Origin of the sequence: Martinezella dioscoreae (assembly GCF_009176305.1) — a bacterium.
GTDB lineage: Bacteria > Pseudomonadota > Alphaproteobacteria > Rhizobiales > Rhizobiaceae > Rhizobium > Rhizobium dioscoreae.
In genome coordinates this window covers 151038-166308 of the sequence record NZ_BLAJ01000004.1, presented here as the reverse complement: position 1 = coordinate 166308, position 15271 = coordinate 151038, and the positions used below count along the sequence as shown (strand labels likewise).

General features: G+C 60.8%; 13 protein-coding genes and 1 pseudogene. 9 read left to right on the top strand and 5 right to left on the bottom strand.

Annotated features, from left to right (window positions below; translation table 11 throughout):
• Position 1: 1 nt before the first annotated feature.
• A complete protein-coding gene (locus tag GDN47_RS18030; protein WP_112721621.1) occupies positions 2-811 on the bottom strand; it encodes an AraC family transcriptional regulator in 810 nt (269 codons plus the stop codon).
• Positions 812-905: 94 nt separating this feature from the next.
• Here GDN47_RS18030 and GDN47_RS18025 point away from each other — a divergent pair, with 94 nt between their 5' ends.
• A complete protein-coding gene (locus tag GDN47_RS18025) occupies positions 906-2102 on the top strand; it encodes an MFS transporter (RefSeq protein WP_113353400.1) in 1197 nt (398 codons plus the stop codon).
• A gap of 56 nt (positions 2103-2158) precedes the next feature.
• On the opposite strand, the gene GDN47_RS18020 is transcribed toward GDN47_RS18025, so the two are convergent.
• Positions 2159-2719, bottom strand: a complete 561-nt coding sequence (locus GDN47_RS18020; protein ID WP_113353401.1) for a DsbA family protein — start codon at positions 2717-2719, stop codon at positions 2159-2161.
• 396 nt (positions 2720-3115) lie between these two features.
• On the opposite strand from GDN47_RS18020, the gene GDN47_RS18015 reads away from it, so the two are divergent.
• Positions 3116-4210 (top strand): hypothetical protein, encoded by a 1095-nt coding sequence (locus GDN47_RS18015; RefSeq protein ID WP_152093941.1) that lies wholly within the window; start codon positions 3116-3118, stop codon positions 4208-4210.
• A gap of 66 nt (positions 4211-4276) precedes the next feature.
• On the opposite strand, the gene GDN47_RS18010 is transcribed toward GDN47_RS18015, so the two are convergent.
• Complete coding sequence (locus GDN47_RS18010) at positions 4277-5197, bottom strand: DMT family transporter (protein WP_152093940.1); 921 nt, start codon at positions 5195-5197, stop codon at positions 4277-4279.
• 95 nt (positions 5198-5292) lie between these two features.
• Here GDN47_RS18010 and GDN47_RS18005 point away from each other — a divergent pair, with 95 nt between their 5' ends.
• The 4 genes and pseudogenes from GDN47_RS18005 (at position 5293) to GDN47_RS17990 (ending at position 8225) form a co-directional block, all read left to right on the top strand.
• Positions 5293-6066 (top strand): AraC family transcriptional regulator, encoded by a 774-nt coding sequence (locus GDN47_RS18005; protein WP_113388779.1) that lies wholly within the window; start codon positions 5293-5295, stop codon positions 6064-6066.
• A pseudogene (locus tag GDN47_RS32350) lies at positions 5985-6237 on the top strand (type II toxin-antitoxin system RelE/ParE family toxin). Before GDN47_RS18005 ends, GDN47_RS32350 begins: the two are co-directional and overlap by 82 nt.
• A gap of 308 nt (positions 6238-6545) precedes the next feature.
• On the top strand, positions 6546-7250 hold the full coding sequence (locus tag GDN47_RS17995) for an AraC family transcriptional regulator (protein ID WP_371865521.1): 705 nt from the start codon (positions 6546-6548) through the stop codon (positions 7248-7250).
• Between the two features lie 99 nt (positions 7251-7349).
• Positions 7350-8225: an NmrA family NAD(P)-binding protein gene (locus GDN47_RS17990; RefSeq protein ID WP_113353406.1), complete on the top strand. Its 876-nt coding sequence runs from the start codon at positions 7350-7352 to the stop codon at positions 8223-8225.
• Between the two features lie 50 nt (positions 8226-8275).
• On the opposite strand, the gene GDN47_RS17985 is transcribed toward GDN47_RS17990, so the two are convergent.
• Positions 8276-9334 (bottom strand): ATP-binding protein, encoded by a 1059-nt coding sequence (locus GDN47_RS17985; RefSeq protein ID WP_152093939.1) that lies wholly within the window; start codon positions 9332-9334, stop codon positions 8276-8278.
• On the bottom strand, positions 9318-10010 hold the full coding sequence (locus GDN47_RS17980; RefSeq protein WP_113331726.1) for a response regulator: 693 nt from the start codon (positions 10008-10010) through the stop codon (positions 9318-9320). Before GDN47_RS17980 ends, GDN47_RS17985 begins: the two co-directional genes overlap by 17 nt.
• Before the next feature lie 237 nt (positions 10011-10247).
• Between GDN47_RS17980 and GDN47_RS17975 the strand changes: the two genes are divergently transcribed.
• From GDN47_RS17975 to GDN47_RS17965, 3 genes are all read left to right on the top strand, one after another.
• Positions 10248-11432, top strand: a complete 1185-nt coding sequence (locus GDN47_RS17975) for an efflux RND transporter periplasmic adaptor subunit (protein ID WP_113353408.1) — start codon at positions 10248-10250, stop codon at positions 11430-11432.
• Between the two features lie 7 nt (positions 11433-11439).
• The gene (locus GDN47_RS17970) at positions 11440-14598 is read left to right on the top strand and encodes a multidrug efflux RND transporter permease subunit (RefSeq protein ID WP_152093938.1); all 3159 of its coding nucleotides are present in this window, start codon (positions 11440-11442) and stop codon (positions 14596-14598) included.
• A gap of 280 nt (positions 14599-14878) precedes the next feature.
• Positions 14879-15205: a hypothetical protein gene (locus GDN47_RS17965; protein ID WP_145634219.1), complete on the top strand. Its 327-nt coding sequence runs from the start codon at positions 14879-14881 to the stop codon at positions 15203-15205.
• Positions 15206-15271 lie beyond the last annotated feature (66 nt).

The window sequence follows — 15271 nt, the reverse complement described above, 5'->3', positions numbered from 1 at the left end:
GTCATGGCTGGGGACTCGCAACGGCGGAGCCGCTTCCAGCGTGCTGGCGCGCCATTTCGCGTGGCGAACAACCGAAGGCGCGCTTGAACATGGTCGTAAAGGCGGCCGGGTTCTTATAGCCAAGGTCAATCGCGATCGTCGTCACCGGCACGCCGGCGACAAGCCGCGGAAGCGCGGCATGCAGACAGGCCTGCTCGCGCCATTTGACGAAGCTCAGCCCCGTCTCCAGGCGAAACATGCGGGTAAACGCGCGGCGGCTCATGCGCATGTGGCTGGCCCATAGATCGATCGTATCATGCGTTGCCGGCCGCCTGAGGAAATCCTGGCATTTCTGAGCCAGCGTCCTGTTGCGCGGGATCGGCAGGGATAAGGGCAACGGCCTCAACCTTGCCAGTTCGTGCAGAAGCAATGCCATCAGGGCGCCGGCCCGATCATTGACGTCGTAATCGACCGGAATATCGACGGCTTCGGCGATGAGCGTGCGCAGCAGGGGCGAGATTTCGACCACCTGACAGTGATCCGGCATCGTCTTGATCGCTTCCGGCTCAATGTAGAGACTGCGCATGCTGACCTTTCCGAGCATGCGAACGCTATGGATCACGCCCGGAGGGATCCACATCCCGCGCTCCGGCGGCATGACGAGCGTGCCGTCAGGCGTGGTCACCACCACGACGCCGGAAAAACCGTAGAGCAGTTGGGCGCGGCGATGCTGGTGCGGTTCGACGCGGTGGCCGTCGCCATACTCATTGCCGAGGGCGATGAGTGGCCGGTCGACATCGATGAATGGGTCTATGCGGCTGTTCCTGACCATTCTGGCCCAGTCTCGTAAGAATTACGCCCTGTCGCGGTAGCGGGCAATTTTGTTTTCTAATATCAGCGCGACGACACATTGAAAAGTGACGATCATGAGCCAGGTGATGAATCCGCCCCGCGCGGCTACGACGATATATCCGGTTATTATGGTGGCGAGCCTTGGCCACTTCATCAACGACGTCACCCAGGCATTGCTGCCGGCAAGCTATCCGGTGCTCAAGACTGGCTTTGACCTGAGCTTCGCCCAGCTCGGCGTGCTGACATTCGTCTACCAGATCACGGCCTCGATCCTGCAACCCTTCGTCGGCTGGTACACGGATGGACGGCCCCAGCCCTATTCATTGCCATTCGGCATGATCTGCAGCTGCGCCGGCATGATCACGCTCGGCATGGCGCCCAATTACCCAGCGCTACTCATGGGCGCGATACTGCTCGGTTTCGGCTCCTCGATCTTCCATCCGGAAGCCTCCCGCATCGCCCGCCTGGCATCAGGGGGAAAGCATGGCTTCGCCCAGTCCCTGTTCCAGGTCGGCGGCAATTTCGGCACCTCACTCGGGCCGCTGCTCGCAGCCTTCTTCATCCTTCCGCGTGGCCAGCATGGAATGGCGGCGCTTGCGAGCCTGGCTTTTGCCGGCATTCTTATTCTCGCTGGCCTCGGCCGCTGGTATCAGCTGAATGGCAGCCATCTGCGCGCGCCGGCGAAATCTGGCAAGCCCCATAAGGCGCTGAGCCTGTCGCGCACCCGCGTCGGTCTTGCCATTGCCGTCCTGATCGCGCTGATCTTCTCGAAGTATTTCTATCTGGCGAGTTTCACCAGCTACTACAATTTCTATCTCATGGCACGGTTCGGCGTGACGGAACGGACGGCTCAGCTCTGCCAGTTCGTGTTCTTCGCCGCGGTCGCCGTCGGCACGATGGTCGGCGGCCCCGTGGGCGACCGCATCGGCCGCAAGAAGGTCATATGGGGTTCGATCCTCGGCATCCTGCCCTTCACCGTCGTTCTGCCCCATGCCAATCTCGAAACGACGATCATTCTCAGCGCGATCATCGGCACGGTCATTGCGTCGGCCTTTTCCGCGATCGTCGTCTACGCGCAGGAATTGCTACCGGGTCGTGTCGGCATGGTGTCCGGCCTGTTCTTCGGCTTCGCCTTCGGCATGGGCGGCATCGGCGCTGCCGCGCTTGGCGTGCTTGCCGACCACACCAGCATCGAGTTCGTATTCGAGCTTTGCGCCTTCCTGCCGCTGATCGGACTTTTGACGATCCTGCTGCCGAACGTCGAAGACTAAGGGCCCTCTGGAGCGAGGGCCCATGGAGGAAACATCGGCGCCTTGTCCTCTGGCTTTCACGAGGCGGAGATTCTCTTCACCCAGGCTTCGACGTCATCGCCGCTGCTCATGTCGGTCTGCACCAGTCCGTCGATCATGAAGGTCGGGGAAACGTGAATGCCGTTCTGCCGGGCATATTTGCAGTGCCACTTGATCTCCCGATCAAGATCCGGGATGGCGAAAGCCTCCTTCAACTTGATACCGCTGTAGCGCTCCAGCCGCTCGATCAGTTCATTCGGCGTCACATCCATATTCGGCCCGCCCGCGTGATGGGCGAATTCAAACTCCTCGCGGTGCGCCCCGATCGCGGCCATCACCTTCCTTGCGGTTTCCCTGCCGCCGCCAAGTGTCGACGCGGCGAGGATGCAGCGCACCAGAACACCCGAATACATATGCCAGGGCTGCGATTGCAGGCGGATCCTGATGGTGATCCTGTCCTCGCCCGCCTGCTCCAGCAAGGCATCGAGCTTGTTGAAGGCCCTGACCGAGAATGGGCAGGTCGGTTCCAGGAAAACCTCGAATATACGAGGTCCGTGACCCCAACTTAGCGGCTCTGCATGCCAGGCGGCATTGGTCATATTGATATCCTTCTTCGGTCTGGAAAATCCATATGGATGCGGAAGCTAAATCATGACGCGCAAAAATGCGCAGCGTTTTTGTGACACCGACACGCGCGAGATCAGAAGTCTTAAGGGCGAGAAACGAATCTGAGAGATCGCGATGCGCTCCCGACGGACTCGTCCGTACCGGTCAAGGTTGCGGTACAAAAAGGTCACACACAGACGGGTTTACTCTAGCATCACCATGAATTCGTCGAATGGCCTACAACCGGGTATTGAGTCATTGGGTAGAGTGTCTATTTCTTCGCGCCGCAGCTGTGGGCGCAAAGTGGGACTTCCGGAATTTTGCGAGGCCTCTGCTTCGCTTCCTGCTTTGCGGATGCCCACACAATCAATCGGAGTTTCAGGCAGACAATGACATTCCCGACAATCAAACTTCCAGAGAGAGCCCTGAGGCTTGGCCAGAACCTTATTTCAATGCCGAAAGCCGTCTATTTCTCCCTGCCGATCCTGATCGGTCTGACGGTTTTCATGGCTGTTTCCGAAGTGCCGGGCATATTGAGGGATTGGACGATCAGCCAAAATCCCGTCAAGCTCGCCAACGGCGATATCCGCGATGGGAAATGCTCGACCCGGAAGGGCTTCTTCACAACCTGCGAGGCGCATCTCAACTACGTCTACGATGGCCAGGCCTATGACAAGGATGTGGAGATCATGTTCGTCGATATCCATGTCGGTGACTATGACACGGACCTGGTCATCTCCGGTGACCATCCGGATCTGGCGACCCTCAGCCTCGGGCTGGATATGCTGTGGAACCGGATCATAACGCTAGCCGTGTTCGTCGCCCTTCTTGGGGGCGCCTGCATCGCCATGATCTTCCAGATCCTGCGTGTCTGGCGTGTTCGTGGGCAATTGCGCCGGGCTGCTCAGCTCGAGCCGGTCCCGGTGGAAATCACAGCCTTCCAGCGGCGAGGCAAGCGGCTGACGGTGACCTATACCGACAAGATCGCCGGCAGAAAAACCGGGCGCGTGGCCCATACGAACCTCGAGCCAGGACAGGAACCCCTGGTCGTCGGTGCAAAGGACGGCAAGGCGGTGGCGCTCGCCGTCTGGCATGGAAATACGGCTCTCCCAGTACTTTTGGACAGCCGACTGGAGCGGATCGACATGCCGGCGGAGGAACGTACCGGCATTCTCGCGCCCCTGACATCGGAACTTGGCGGTCATCCGCCGCAGCTCGTGGCTCAAGGGAAGAATGGGCCGTCCGTCATGGCGCGGCTTGCCAGGGTTTTCCTGGTCATACTTCTCTTGGTCGCCGGCATTTTCGGTTACTGGGTCTGGTATGTGACCAGTGCCAGTTCGCAGTTCACCTCGCCCGCCATGGATCTCAACAATATGATGCCGGCGCCACTCAACCGCTGGGGCTGCGATCAGCTAAAGAAGCGCTTCGGTGATCAACGCGCGCCCTTTGGCTGTACAGCCTCGGACTATACGAGCTGGAAGTGACGTTCGACCGACACAGGTGGACGCGGCCTCCAACGAGTCCGCGTCCACCTGCCATGCCTTAGACCGTTACTCGACGATCTCGGCGGCAATTGGAGATGAGCCACGCAACGGCCGGCGGAAAAGCCCGACGCAGGCGACACCCACCAGAGCGGCGCCGCCGCCGATGACGTGGTAGGCGTGCACCGGCTCGCCGAGCATCACGATGGCGCCGAGCGCGGTGAAGACCGGCAAGAGGTTCATGAAAGCCGCGCAACGATTGGGTCCGAGAATGTGGACGCCGCGCACCCACAGGAACGGAAGAACGACGGAGGCAAGGCCTCCGGCATAGGCAATCAGCGGCAAGGTCTCGGCATTCAGCGAACGTAAGGGCGCAGGCGTTGCCAGGAACGCCGGAAACATGATGACCAGAGCGCAGATCGCCTGCATATAGGTCGATTGCCAGCCAGCGACTGGGAGGCTCCAGCGCTTGAGCAGAACCCCATATACGGCATAGCTCAGCGCCGCTATGAACATCAGCGGATCACCGAGATGCACGCCATCGCGAGCAAGCGCCGTCGGATCGCCGGCACTCACCAGATAGATAAGCCCGGCAAGCGACAGTACTCCGCCGCCGACCATGCCGACGGTCGGCGTATCCTTCAGCACAAAGGCGCTCAAAGCCACCGTAAGCAGTGGCGTCAAGGCCGTGAACACCGCCATGTTTGTCGCCGTGGTCGTTTCCGCCGCCAGATAGGACAGGCTCTGGAAGAAGCACATGGCAAGGAAGCCGAGAATGGCGAATTGCCCGAGATGCGGCCAGATGACGAAGCGGTTTCGCCAGGCGGGGATGGCGACGAAGGTGCTCATCAAGCAGACGGCGAGAAGCAGCCGATAGAAGGTGATTGCCTCCGGTCCGATCGTGTGCGCTGACAGCCGGGAGACAATGACGTTTCCGGACCAGAGGACGATGGCGACGAGGGGATAGAGGAATGCGAGGTTGTTTTTCATGTGCGATAACCATGGACCAATTCGAAGGCCCTGGCTTATCGTCTTGAAGCCGGTCCGTATCACTCTATGATGACCATGATTGTAGAGATTGGGACATGCAAAGCGATCCGACGCGCAAACATCTTGAGTTTCATAATACCCATCGCGCCATGGCGGCCATGGACGTCAACTATCCTGACGGCGCCTCCACCGGCTGGCATTCGCATCCGCGCGGCCAGTTGCTCCATGCGATCGAGGGGGTGATGATCGTGCGGTCGGCGGAAGGATCATGGGTGGTGCCGCCGAACCGGGCGCTGTGGCTCGCCGCCGGGCTGGAGCATGACGTGAAGATGTCCGGCGAGGTCAAGATCCGAACCGTTTTCATCGATGCGACGGCAATCCGCCATATGCCGGCGGAAAGCTGTGTCATCGAGGTTTCGCCGCTGTTGCGCGAGCTGATCGTTGCCGCCGTCCAAGTTCCGCTCGACTATGGGGAAGGCAGTCGAGACGACCGTCTCATGCAATTGCTCCTAGATGAAGTGCGTGTCTCCGATGTCTTGCCCCTTCACCTTCCCATGCCGGAGGATGAACGTATCAAACGGATATGCGAGGCGATGACCGCACATCCTGCCGACACGTCGACCGCGGGGCAATGGGCCGAACGTTTGAATGTAACGGCCAAGACGGTGCACCGCCTCTTCGCCAGGGAAACGGGCATGAGCTTCGCGCGATGGCGCGAACAGGCACGCCTCCTGTCCGCGTTGAGCAAACTGGCGAATGGCGAACGCATCATCGACGTCGCCTTCGATTGCGGCTACGCCAGCCAGAGCGCTTTTACCGCCATGTTCCGCCGGCACTTCGGCAAGCCGCCGTCGGAGTTTTATCGTTAGGCGCGCTTTGCCGGCGACTTCAACGAGAACCCGAGAATCGGCGAGCGGCTCTTCGAGTTCGGGCCACGCGAAGTCAGACTGCTACTCGTAGGCCATTTTGAAACGCGCTACGAAATTCAGCAATCGACGATCTACATTCCGCGACTGTGGCACACAAGGCAAGATCGGTGACAGGCTCGAACATCGACATCGGCTCTTCCTGAGCCGAACATTGGATCATTGGCGTAGCCGTGATCCGAAGATGGCTCGACCGAAAGCATCGGCCTAACTATATTCCCTGGATCGTCCTCCATTCCGGACGTGGGATTTGGCGGAAGCACACAATCATGGACCAGTTCAGCAGCACCGCCGCGACCCTCCTCTCCAGCAAGGATCGCGGCTGAAAGGGCCTGGAGGCGAATTTCCTTCATATCAAGGCCGGCCGTACCCATGTGCCGGGGTCGCAGACGCATCGGCTCGGCATTCATTTCGGACGGGCCGTGAATGCTTTTTGCGAATGCGACGGCCGCCAATACCACCGTCGTCAATCGCACGGAGATATCGATATCGTCCCTGCCGGGCTGGATGGCTGGTGGGAGGACGACGGGGACTGCACCATTCTGCGCCTGAATATCCAGCAGGAACTCCTTCAATCGGCTGCGGAAGCACTCGGCGGAAATCCGGAAACCATCTCCCTGTCGCCAAAATTCCAGCTTCGGGATTCTCGGATCGAATCGATCGCCTGGGCGATCAAGGCTGAAATTGAGGCGCCGGTTCCGTCGGACAGGACATACGCGGAAGCGCTGGGATTGGCGCTGGCGATCCGCCTGATGGAAGGCGGCGAACAGTCTTCGGTCAGTACAGTCGCGACAGGCGCAACTTTGACAATCCGCCATCAAAGACACCTGAGGGATTTCATCGAAGCGCATATAGATCAGTCGCTGTCCCTTGGCGATCTCGCCGCGACGGTCGGTCTCAGCGTATCGCATTTGAAGCCACTCTTTCGCGCCACTTTCGGCATGCCGGCTCATCACTATGTACTGACGCGCCGGATCGAGCGCGCCAAACTGCTCATCCTGTCTACCGACATGCCGCTCGCAGAAATCGCTTTGGCGACGGGGTTTGCCCATCAGAGCCACATGACGTACTGGATGCGCCGGATCCTCGGCCTCACCCCCGGCATGCTGAGCCGAATGCATTCATGACTTCGATTGTCGTCCAAACCTGCCATTGACCGTCCGAACCTGCGCGATCCCATGCGCATACAGGGCTAGGCTGCAGCAGGATCGACAGGAGAAGATGCAATGCACGCAATTCTGGGCGCCACCGGCAAGGTTGGCCGCACGACCATCACCACACTGCGCAAGGCCGACGTTGCTGTCCGCGCAATTCTGCGTGATGGCTCGAAAGCACAGGCTTTTTCCGATCTCGGCTGCGAGATCGCCATTGCCGATATACATGACCGCGAGGCGCTGGCGACCGCATTCAAAGGGGTAAGCGCCGTCCAGATCATCTGCCCGGTCGATATTCGTGCCGTCGAGGCCTATTCCAGCATGAAGCGAGTGGTGGACTGCCTTGGCGAGGCCCTAATGGCCGCCAGGCCGCGAACCATTCTCGCCATTTCCGACTATGGCGCACAGCATAGCTCTGGCACCGGCGTCACCTTGATCTTCCACGCCCTCGAAGCACGGCTGCGTCAGCTGGAGGCCCGAAGACTTATCCTGTTGAGGTCGGCCGAGCACATGGAAAACTGGGCACGTCTGGCGAAGCTGGCGGCAGAAAGCGGCCGATTACCGAGCTTCTATGATCCGCTGACCAAGCCTCTTCCGACCATCTCCGCCCACGATGTGGGCTTGCTCGCCGCCGAGCTGCTTTTGGAGAAGCAGGACGCCGCTCTCAGGATCGTCCATGCAGAAGGCCCCCGGCGCTATACGCCGAACGACGTTGCGACGGCCATCGGTTCACTGACCGGTCGCGATGTCGTTGCCCAGCTGCTTCCCGAGAGCCAGTGGCAGGCCGCGCTCATCGGCGCGGGCCTATCCGAGGACTACGCGCGACTTCTCGTCGAGCTTTATGCCGCTCATAATGCGGGCCGAATAGACGCTGAACAAGATGTCGGTGAAATTCGTCGAGGCCGGAGCGAAATAGCGGAGGTATTGGGGCGGATTCTCACCGCCTGAGGCAGTCCCTGCATGCCCGCAACGGATCGTTTGCCGCCCACCACACCATTTCAGCAGCCCGGGATCGTCAGCACGACGGTCGTGCCGCCGCCCTTGCGGCTGTCGATCGTCGCGTGGCCGCCATGTGCCTCGGCTATGGCCTTGACAACGGCGAGGCCGAGGCCTGACCCACCGCCTCTTCGTGTTCTGGCATCGTCAGCTCTCCAGAACCGTTCGAAGGCCCGTTCGCTCTCCGCAGCCGTCATGCCCGGACCGTCATCCGAGATCATGATGACGCACAGATTGTCGACTGCTTGCGAGGTCACCTGTAGCATCGAGCCTGGAGCGTAGCGCGCGACATTGTCGATGAGGGCAAGGACGGCCTGCCGGATACGCGCCCGGTCGGCAATGACAGGCATCTCCTGCAAGTCGGATTCGATCCTGATGTTGAGGTTGGAAAGCGTCGGCATTACGGATTCGAGGATGTCGCCGATTTCCTCTCCGAGGTCGAAGCGCGATTGCTGCAGCTCCATGCGCCCGGCATTCATCAGCGAAAGCGTCCTTAGGTCGTCGACGATGCGCGTCAGGGCATCTATATGCCCTATCAAACCGCGAAACACCTCCTGGCTCGGTTCGAACACCCCATCCGCCAGCCCCTGCATGCGGCCGCGCAGGATCGTCAGAGGCGTGCGCAGTTCGTGCGCGATCGCCGAATTTGAATATTGGAGTTCCTTTTCCGCTCTTTGCAGCTCCTCCGACATGCGGTTGAAGTCGTTGATCAGACGGTCGGCTTCGCCAAAACTGCCTTCGCCGGTCGCCCGGCCGGCAAAGTCTCCCTCCGCGATGAGACGCGCAGCCTCCGTCACGGCCGTCAGGGGCTTCACAAGGCGCCTGGCGAGCCGCCATCCAACATAGGCGCCGACGGCCTGGCCGATCGCCACGTTGATGCCGAGCACGACGAAATCGCTGACTGCCCAATCATCCGGCGGAGCGGAGTCCTTGAATAGCCATTCGTAGGCATAGCCGTAGATCAGGAATCCGAAAAACATCACCGACAGGGCGACGAAAGCCACGATCGTCGTCGACCAGATGATTTGCCTGTTAAGGCTGTTGCTAACCGAAGTCGCCAAGGCGGTAACCCACTCCCCTGACGCCATTAAGGAGGTCGCCGACACCGGCGGCATCCAGCTTGCGGCGAAGTTTGCTCATGTGGCTGTCCACGGTGCGGTCGAGCGCATCTCCCTCGGGAAGGCAGGCATCGACGATTTCGCCGCGTTCGAAGGCCCTGTTCGGGAAGCCGGCCATGTATTCGAGGATGCGGAATTCGGTGCGCGTCAGGTTCAACGGGATGCGGCTTTCGCCGTCCTCCACCACCGCCATATGGGCTACCGGATCTATGGCGAGCCTGCCGACCCGCAGCACCTTATTCGCAGCGCTTCCCGTCGCCCTCCTTAGAACCGCCCGCGCCCGGGCGACCACCTCGACAGGGTTGAACGGCTTGACCACATAGTCGTCGGCGCCCGAGCGCAGCCCATGCAGCTTGTCGAGGTCGTCGGCGAGCGCGGTGACCATGATGACGGGCGTATCGCTTCTTTGGCGAATGGTGGCAAGCACGGTGTGACCGTCAAGCTTCGGCAGCTTGATATCGAGCACCACGAGATCCGGCCTCAGCCGCTGGTGATGGGAAAGCCCGATCTCGCCATCCGAGGCCGTCAGCACCCGAAATCCCTCGCGCTCGAAATAGCGTTCAAGGATATCGGAAATCTCCGGCTCATCTTCCACGATCAATATCAGCGCGTTTTCCATCCAGGGCTCCTTTGCCGGGAAGAAACGTCAGACGGGCCTGCACGTCAATATTCCTCCACCCTCCTCCATGAAACCTCCACAAAACGTCGACCAAAGAACAACAATCCCGATGTTTGCTTAGGCTCGGACGAAAGTGCCACTCGCGCCCGGCGTTGAAGCGGCTCCTTTCGGATAGTTCATGCCGGCAAGACGCGGAGCGACGATCTCGGCGCGTCACGGCCAATTGGGAATACATTCATGCGATCTGCATTCGAACTGCCTTGCTGGAAGGCAATATTGGCGGCGGCGGCGATGCTCGCGCTGGTTTCCGGCCACGCGTACGCACAGGGGAGCGGCGAAACGCCCCCGCCCGCCGTCGGTGTCCTGGAAATCAAGGCGCATCCGGTCCCTGTCATGAGCGAGCTTCCCGGACGCATAGCCGCGACCAGGATCTCCGAAGTGCGTGCTCGGGTCTCGGGCATCCTCCAGGAGCGCGTCTTTCAACAAGGCAGCCTCGTCCATCAGGGCGACGTCCTTTACCGGATCGACCCGAAACTGTTTCAGGTGCGGGTGGCGAGCGCCAAGGCGGCCTTGCAGAAGGCAAAGGCCGTGCAGGCCAATGCCAAGCAGCAACTGGAACGCCAACGCTCGCTCCGTGAGCGCAATGTCTCGACGGCCGTCGACTACGATACCGCCGCCGTCAATCTTGCCCAGGCCGAGGCCGATGTCGCGTCCCAGGAAGCGGCGCTCGACGAGGCGGAGATCAATCTCGGCTATACGCAGGTGCGGGCACCCATCACCGGCATCATCGGCGGCGCCCTCGTAACCGAAGGAACACTCGTGACTGCCGAGGGCGCGTCCAACCTCGCGCTCATCCAGCAGATCAATCCGGTCTATGCCGACTTCACGCAATCGGCGCAGGATCTCCTGGCGTTGAAGCGCGCCGTCAGCGAAGGCAAGCTGCAGAGCCCGGCGCCCGGAGAGGCGTTGGTCGAACTCGTCCTCGATGGCGGGAAAAGCTATTCCAAGTCCGGCAAGCTTTTGTTTTCGAATGCGAATGTAGACCCCAATACGGGACAGGTCACGCTGCGCGCGGAATTTCCCAATCCCGATGGCGATCTTCTGCCCGGCATGTATGTGCGTGTGCGCATCGAGCAGGCCGTCCAGAAGAGCGGCATTACCATTCCGCAGAGAGCCGTGACGAGGGACGCCGAAGGCAATCCTCAGGTCCTCGTGCTCTCTTCCGATCAAACGGCCCAGATACGCAATATCGCCCTCGGCGCATCCCTCGGCGCCGAATGGATCGTCCTTTCGGGCCTGAAGGACGGCGAAACCATCATCGCCGAAGGGGTCCAGAAGGTCACGCCCGGCGGCAAGGTCGCCGCCGAACCATGGACGCCACAAAACGCGGAGCCGAACACCGCAGACCAGGCCGCAAAGTAATTAAATCATGGCACAGTTCTTTATCGGGCGACCCGTCCTCGCATGGGTCTTCGCTTTCTTCATCATGATCGCGGGGATCATTACGATTCCTGTATTACCGGTGGCGCAATATCCCGCCGTCGCTCCGCCGCAGCTCTCCATTGCCGCCTCCTACCCCGGCGCTTCCCCGCAGGAAATCTATCAGGGGGTTACCCGCCTGATCGAGGAGGAGCTGAACGGCGTCCATGGCATCGCCTATTTCGAATCGACCTCCGACAATTCCGGCTCGGTGAGCATCAATGCGACCTTCGTCTCCGGAACCGATATCGGCAAGGCGACCGTCGACGTCCAAAACGCCGTTCGACGCGTCGAGGCGCGGCTGCCGCAGGCGGTCCGCACGCAGGGCATTCAGGTTGAGGAAGCGAGCGCCGGCTTCCTGTTGATCGCCGCCCTGACCTCGACCGACGGCAAGATGGACGAGATCGCGCTTGGCGATTACATCAACCGCAATATCCTTGGAGAGCTGCGCCGTTTGCCGGGCGTAGGCCGGGCTCAGGTCTTCGCCTCACAGCGGGCGCTACGCGTCTGGATCGACCCGGATAAGATGGTGGGTCTTCACTTGACGGCGGCAGACATCGGTGCGGCAATCGCAGCCCAGAATGCGCAGGTCGCGGCCGGCCAGATCGGCGCCACGCCCAATCCGGTCGGCCAGGATTTGACCGTGACCGTGATCGTCGAAGGCCAGCTCGACAGTGCGAAGCAATTCGGCGACGTCATCCTCCGCGCCAATCCCGATGGCTCGACCGTGCGCCTGCGCGACGTCGCGCGCGTCGAGGACGGCGCGGAAACCTATTCGACCGCAAGTCGGCTCAACGGCAATCCGAGCGCCGGCCTTGCCATCCAGCTTTCCTCGACCGGCAACGCCGTCGCCGTGTCAGGCGCCGTCAGGGCGAAAATGGACGAACTGTCGAAATTCTTCCCGAAGGGCGTCGAGTACTCGATACCCTACGACACCAGCCCCTTCGTCAATGCCTCGATCGAGAAGGTCGTTCACACGCTTATCGAGGCGATCGTGCTCGTCTTTATCGTGATGTTCGTCTTCTTGCAGAACTTCCGCTACACGGTCATCCCGACACTCGTCGTGCCGGTCGCGCTGCTGGGCACCTGCGCCATCATGTATGCGACAGGCTTCTCCATCAACGTGTTGACCATGTTTGCCATGGTTCTGGCGATCGGCATCCTTGTCGACGACGCGATCGTCGTGGTCGAGAATGTCGAGCGCATCATGGCCGAAGAAGGTTTGCCCCCGAAAGCCGCGACGCAGAAGGCGATGAAGCAGATCACCGGCGCCATCCTCGGCATTACATTGGTGCTGTCCTGCGTCTTCATTCCAATGGCATTCTTCCCAGGAGCCTCCGGCATCATCTACCGCCAGTTCTCGCTGACCATGGTCGCCTCGATCATGTTCTCGGCCTTTCTGGCGCTGTCGCTGACGCCGGCGCTCTGCGCCACCTTCCTGAAGCCGATCGACGGAAATCACCATGAGAGGAAGGGTCTCGGCGGCTGGTTCAATCGCAAGTTCGATGGAATGACGGCGAGCTACACCGAGATCGCGGCTGGGCTGGCGCGGCGGCCGGGACGCGTGATGGGCGTCTATCTCGCGCTCGTCGTCGGCCTCGGCTATCTTTTCGTCAACCTGCCTGGTTCCTTCGTGCCGGAGGAAGATCAGGGCATCCTGATCGTCGATATCCAGGGACCGCCGGAAGCGAGCGCCAACCGCACGATCGCGTCATTAAAGCAGATCGAAGCGATTTTCAGCGCAGAACCGGCTGTCGAGAACGTCTTCGCCGTCCAGGGCTTCAGCTTCTCCGGAAACGGCCCGAACTCGGCCATCGCCTTCGTGACGCTCAAGGACTGGGCCGTTCGGCCGGCCGGCAGTTCGGTGCCTGAAATCGCCGAGCGCGTCAACGCACAGCTCGCCGGATTGAAGGACGCCACCTCCTATGCGCTGTCGCCGCCGCCGATCGACGGCTTCGGCACAGCAAGCGGTTTCTCCTTCAGGCTCCAGGATCGCTCCGGGCGCGGGCAAAAGGCGCTGAAGCTGGCCGGAGACGAGTTGATGGCAAAGGCGGCCGAGAGCAGCGTGGTGACGAATGTCCGCATCGAGGGAATGCAGGAGGCTGCGCAGATCGTGCTGGCGATCGACCGCGAAAAGGCAAACACCTTCGGCGTCGGCTTCTCCGACATCAACGATGCGATCACCACAAGCCTCGGCTCTTCCTATATCAACGACTATCCGAATGCCGGCCGCATGCAGCAGGTCATCGTGCAGGCGGACGGCCGCAGCCGCATGCAGGTGGAAGACATGATGAAACTGAACGTTCGCAACGCAAGCGGCGGGATGGTGCCGCTCTCGTCGTTCGCGACCGCCGACTGGCGCAAGGGCGATCCGCAGATCGTAGGCTACAATGGTTATCCGACGATCCGCATCACCGGCGAGGCAGCGGTAGGCAAGTCTTCGGGTGCTGCGATTGCCGAGATGGAACGCCTCGCATCCGAACTTTCCGACGGCTTCGGCTACGAGTGGTCCGGCCAGTCGCGCGAGGAAATCACCTCCGGCAGCCAGGCGCCGATCCTCTTCGCCTTCAGTATCCTCTTCGTCTTTCTGCTGCTTGCAGGCCTTTATGAGAGCTGGTCGATCCCGCTATCGGTCATGCTTGTCGTCCCACTCGGCATCATCGGCTGCGTGCTGGCGGCAATCCTGCGCGAGATGCCGAACGACCTTTATTTCAAGGTTGGGCTCATCGCGATCATCGGCCTGTCGGCGAAGAACGCCATCCTGATCGTCGAGTTCGCAAGGGATTACTATGCTCAAGGCAAGTCCCTGCTCGACTCGGCGATCGAGGCGGCCTGTGTCCGCTTCCGCCCGATCGTGATGACGTCACTTGCCTTCACGCTCGGCGTCGTACCGCTCGCCATCGCCACGGGTCCCAGTGCCGCCAGCCAGAACGCGATCGGCACCGGCGTCCTCGGCGGCATGATCTCCGCGACAATCCTCGCCGTCTTCTTCGTCCCGGTCTTCTTCGTCTTTGTGCTGTCCCTCCTCCGGACCAAAAGACCGGCCGAAGAGAAGGGTGCGGGCACCGACGTCCCGCCCGCACCCACTGCTCACTCCGGTTCCGGATAAGGTGTGAAGGGGATAAGAGTGGAAGCGGCCTGAAATGTTCGAGGCCTCTTCCGTTCATGACCAATCAGGTCTGTTAGAAACCGGGCTGGGAGCGCGGGATACCAGCCCACTGATCCTGCGTTAGAGAATCGAGGCCGCGAGAGACGGATTGTAGGTTGGAGATCGAACATGATGATCGTCATTCTTGCGATCCGGCCTTTGGCGATTTCAATCGCTTCACGTCGCGCGCAATTCCTGACATATATGCGGAGAGGCGACTTGCCGTCGTGGATATGGCGTCATGAACGGGTCAACACCGGAGAAAAGCAAGTTGCGGGCACCCGCGGGCTCCGTCACGGGGCTTTGCTCAGCGTCCGCGACGATGTTTGCAGTGGGAATGGCCTTTCTGGGCTATTGGGGAGTGTATGATCAGGGGCCCTGGCGTATATCCGATTATTTCGTCGTGGCCTTAGCCATTATCGGATTCGCAGCTCTCGGCTCCGTGCCCTGGATCGTAACGACGCCGGTAGCGAAAGAAGAGGCGGAGAAAGTTGTCGGTGCCAGGCGCGCGTTGGCACTTGGGGTCGCCTTGATCTGGCTGTCCGTTTGCATCGCGGTATGCACCTGATCCATTCTGCCAACTTGTCGCATAGCTGATTTCAAAACTCCCCCGGCTGCAAGGGATACCGGCCTG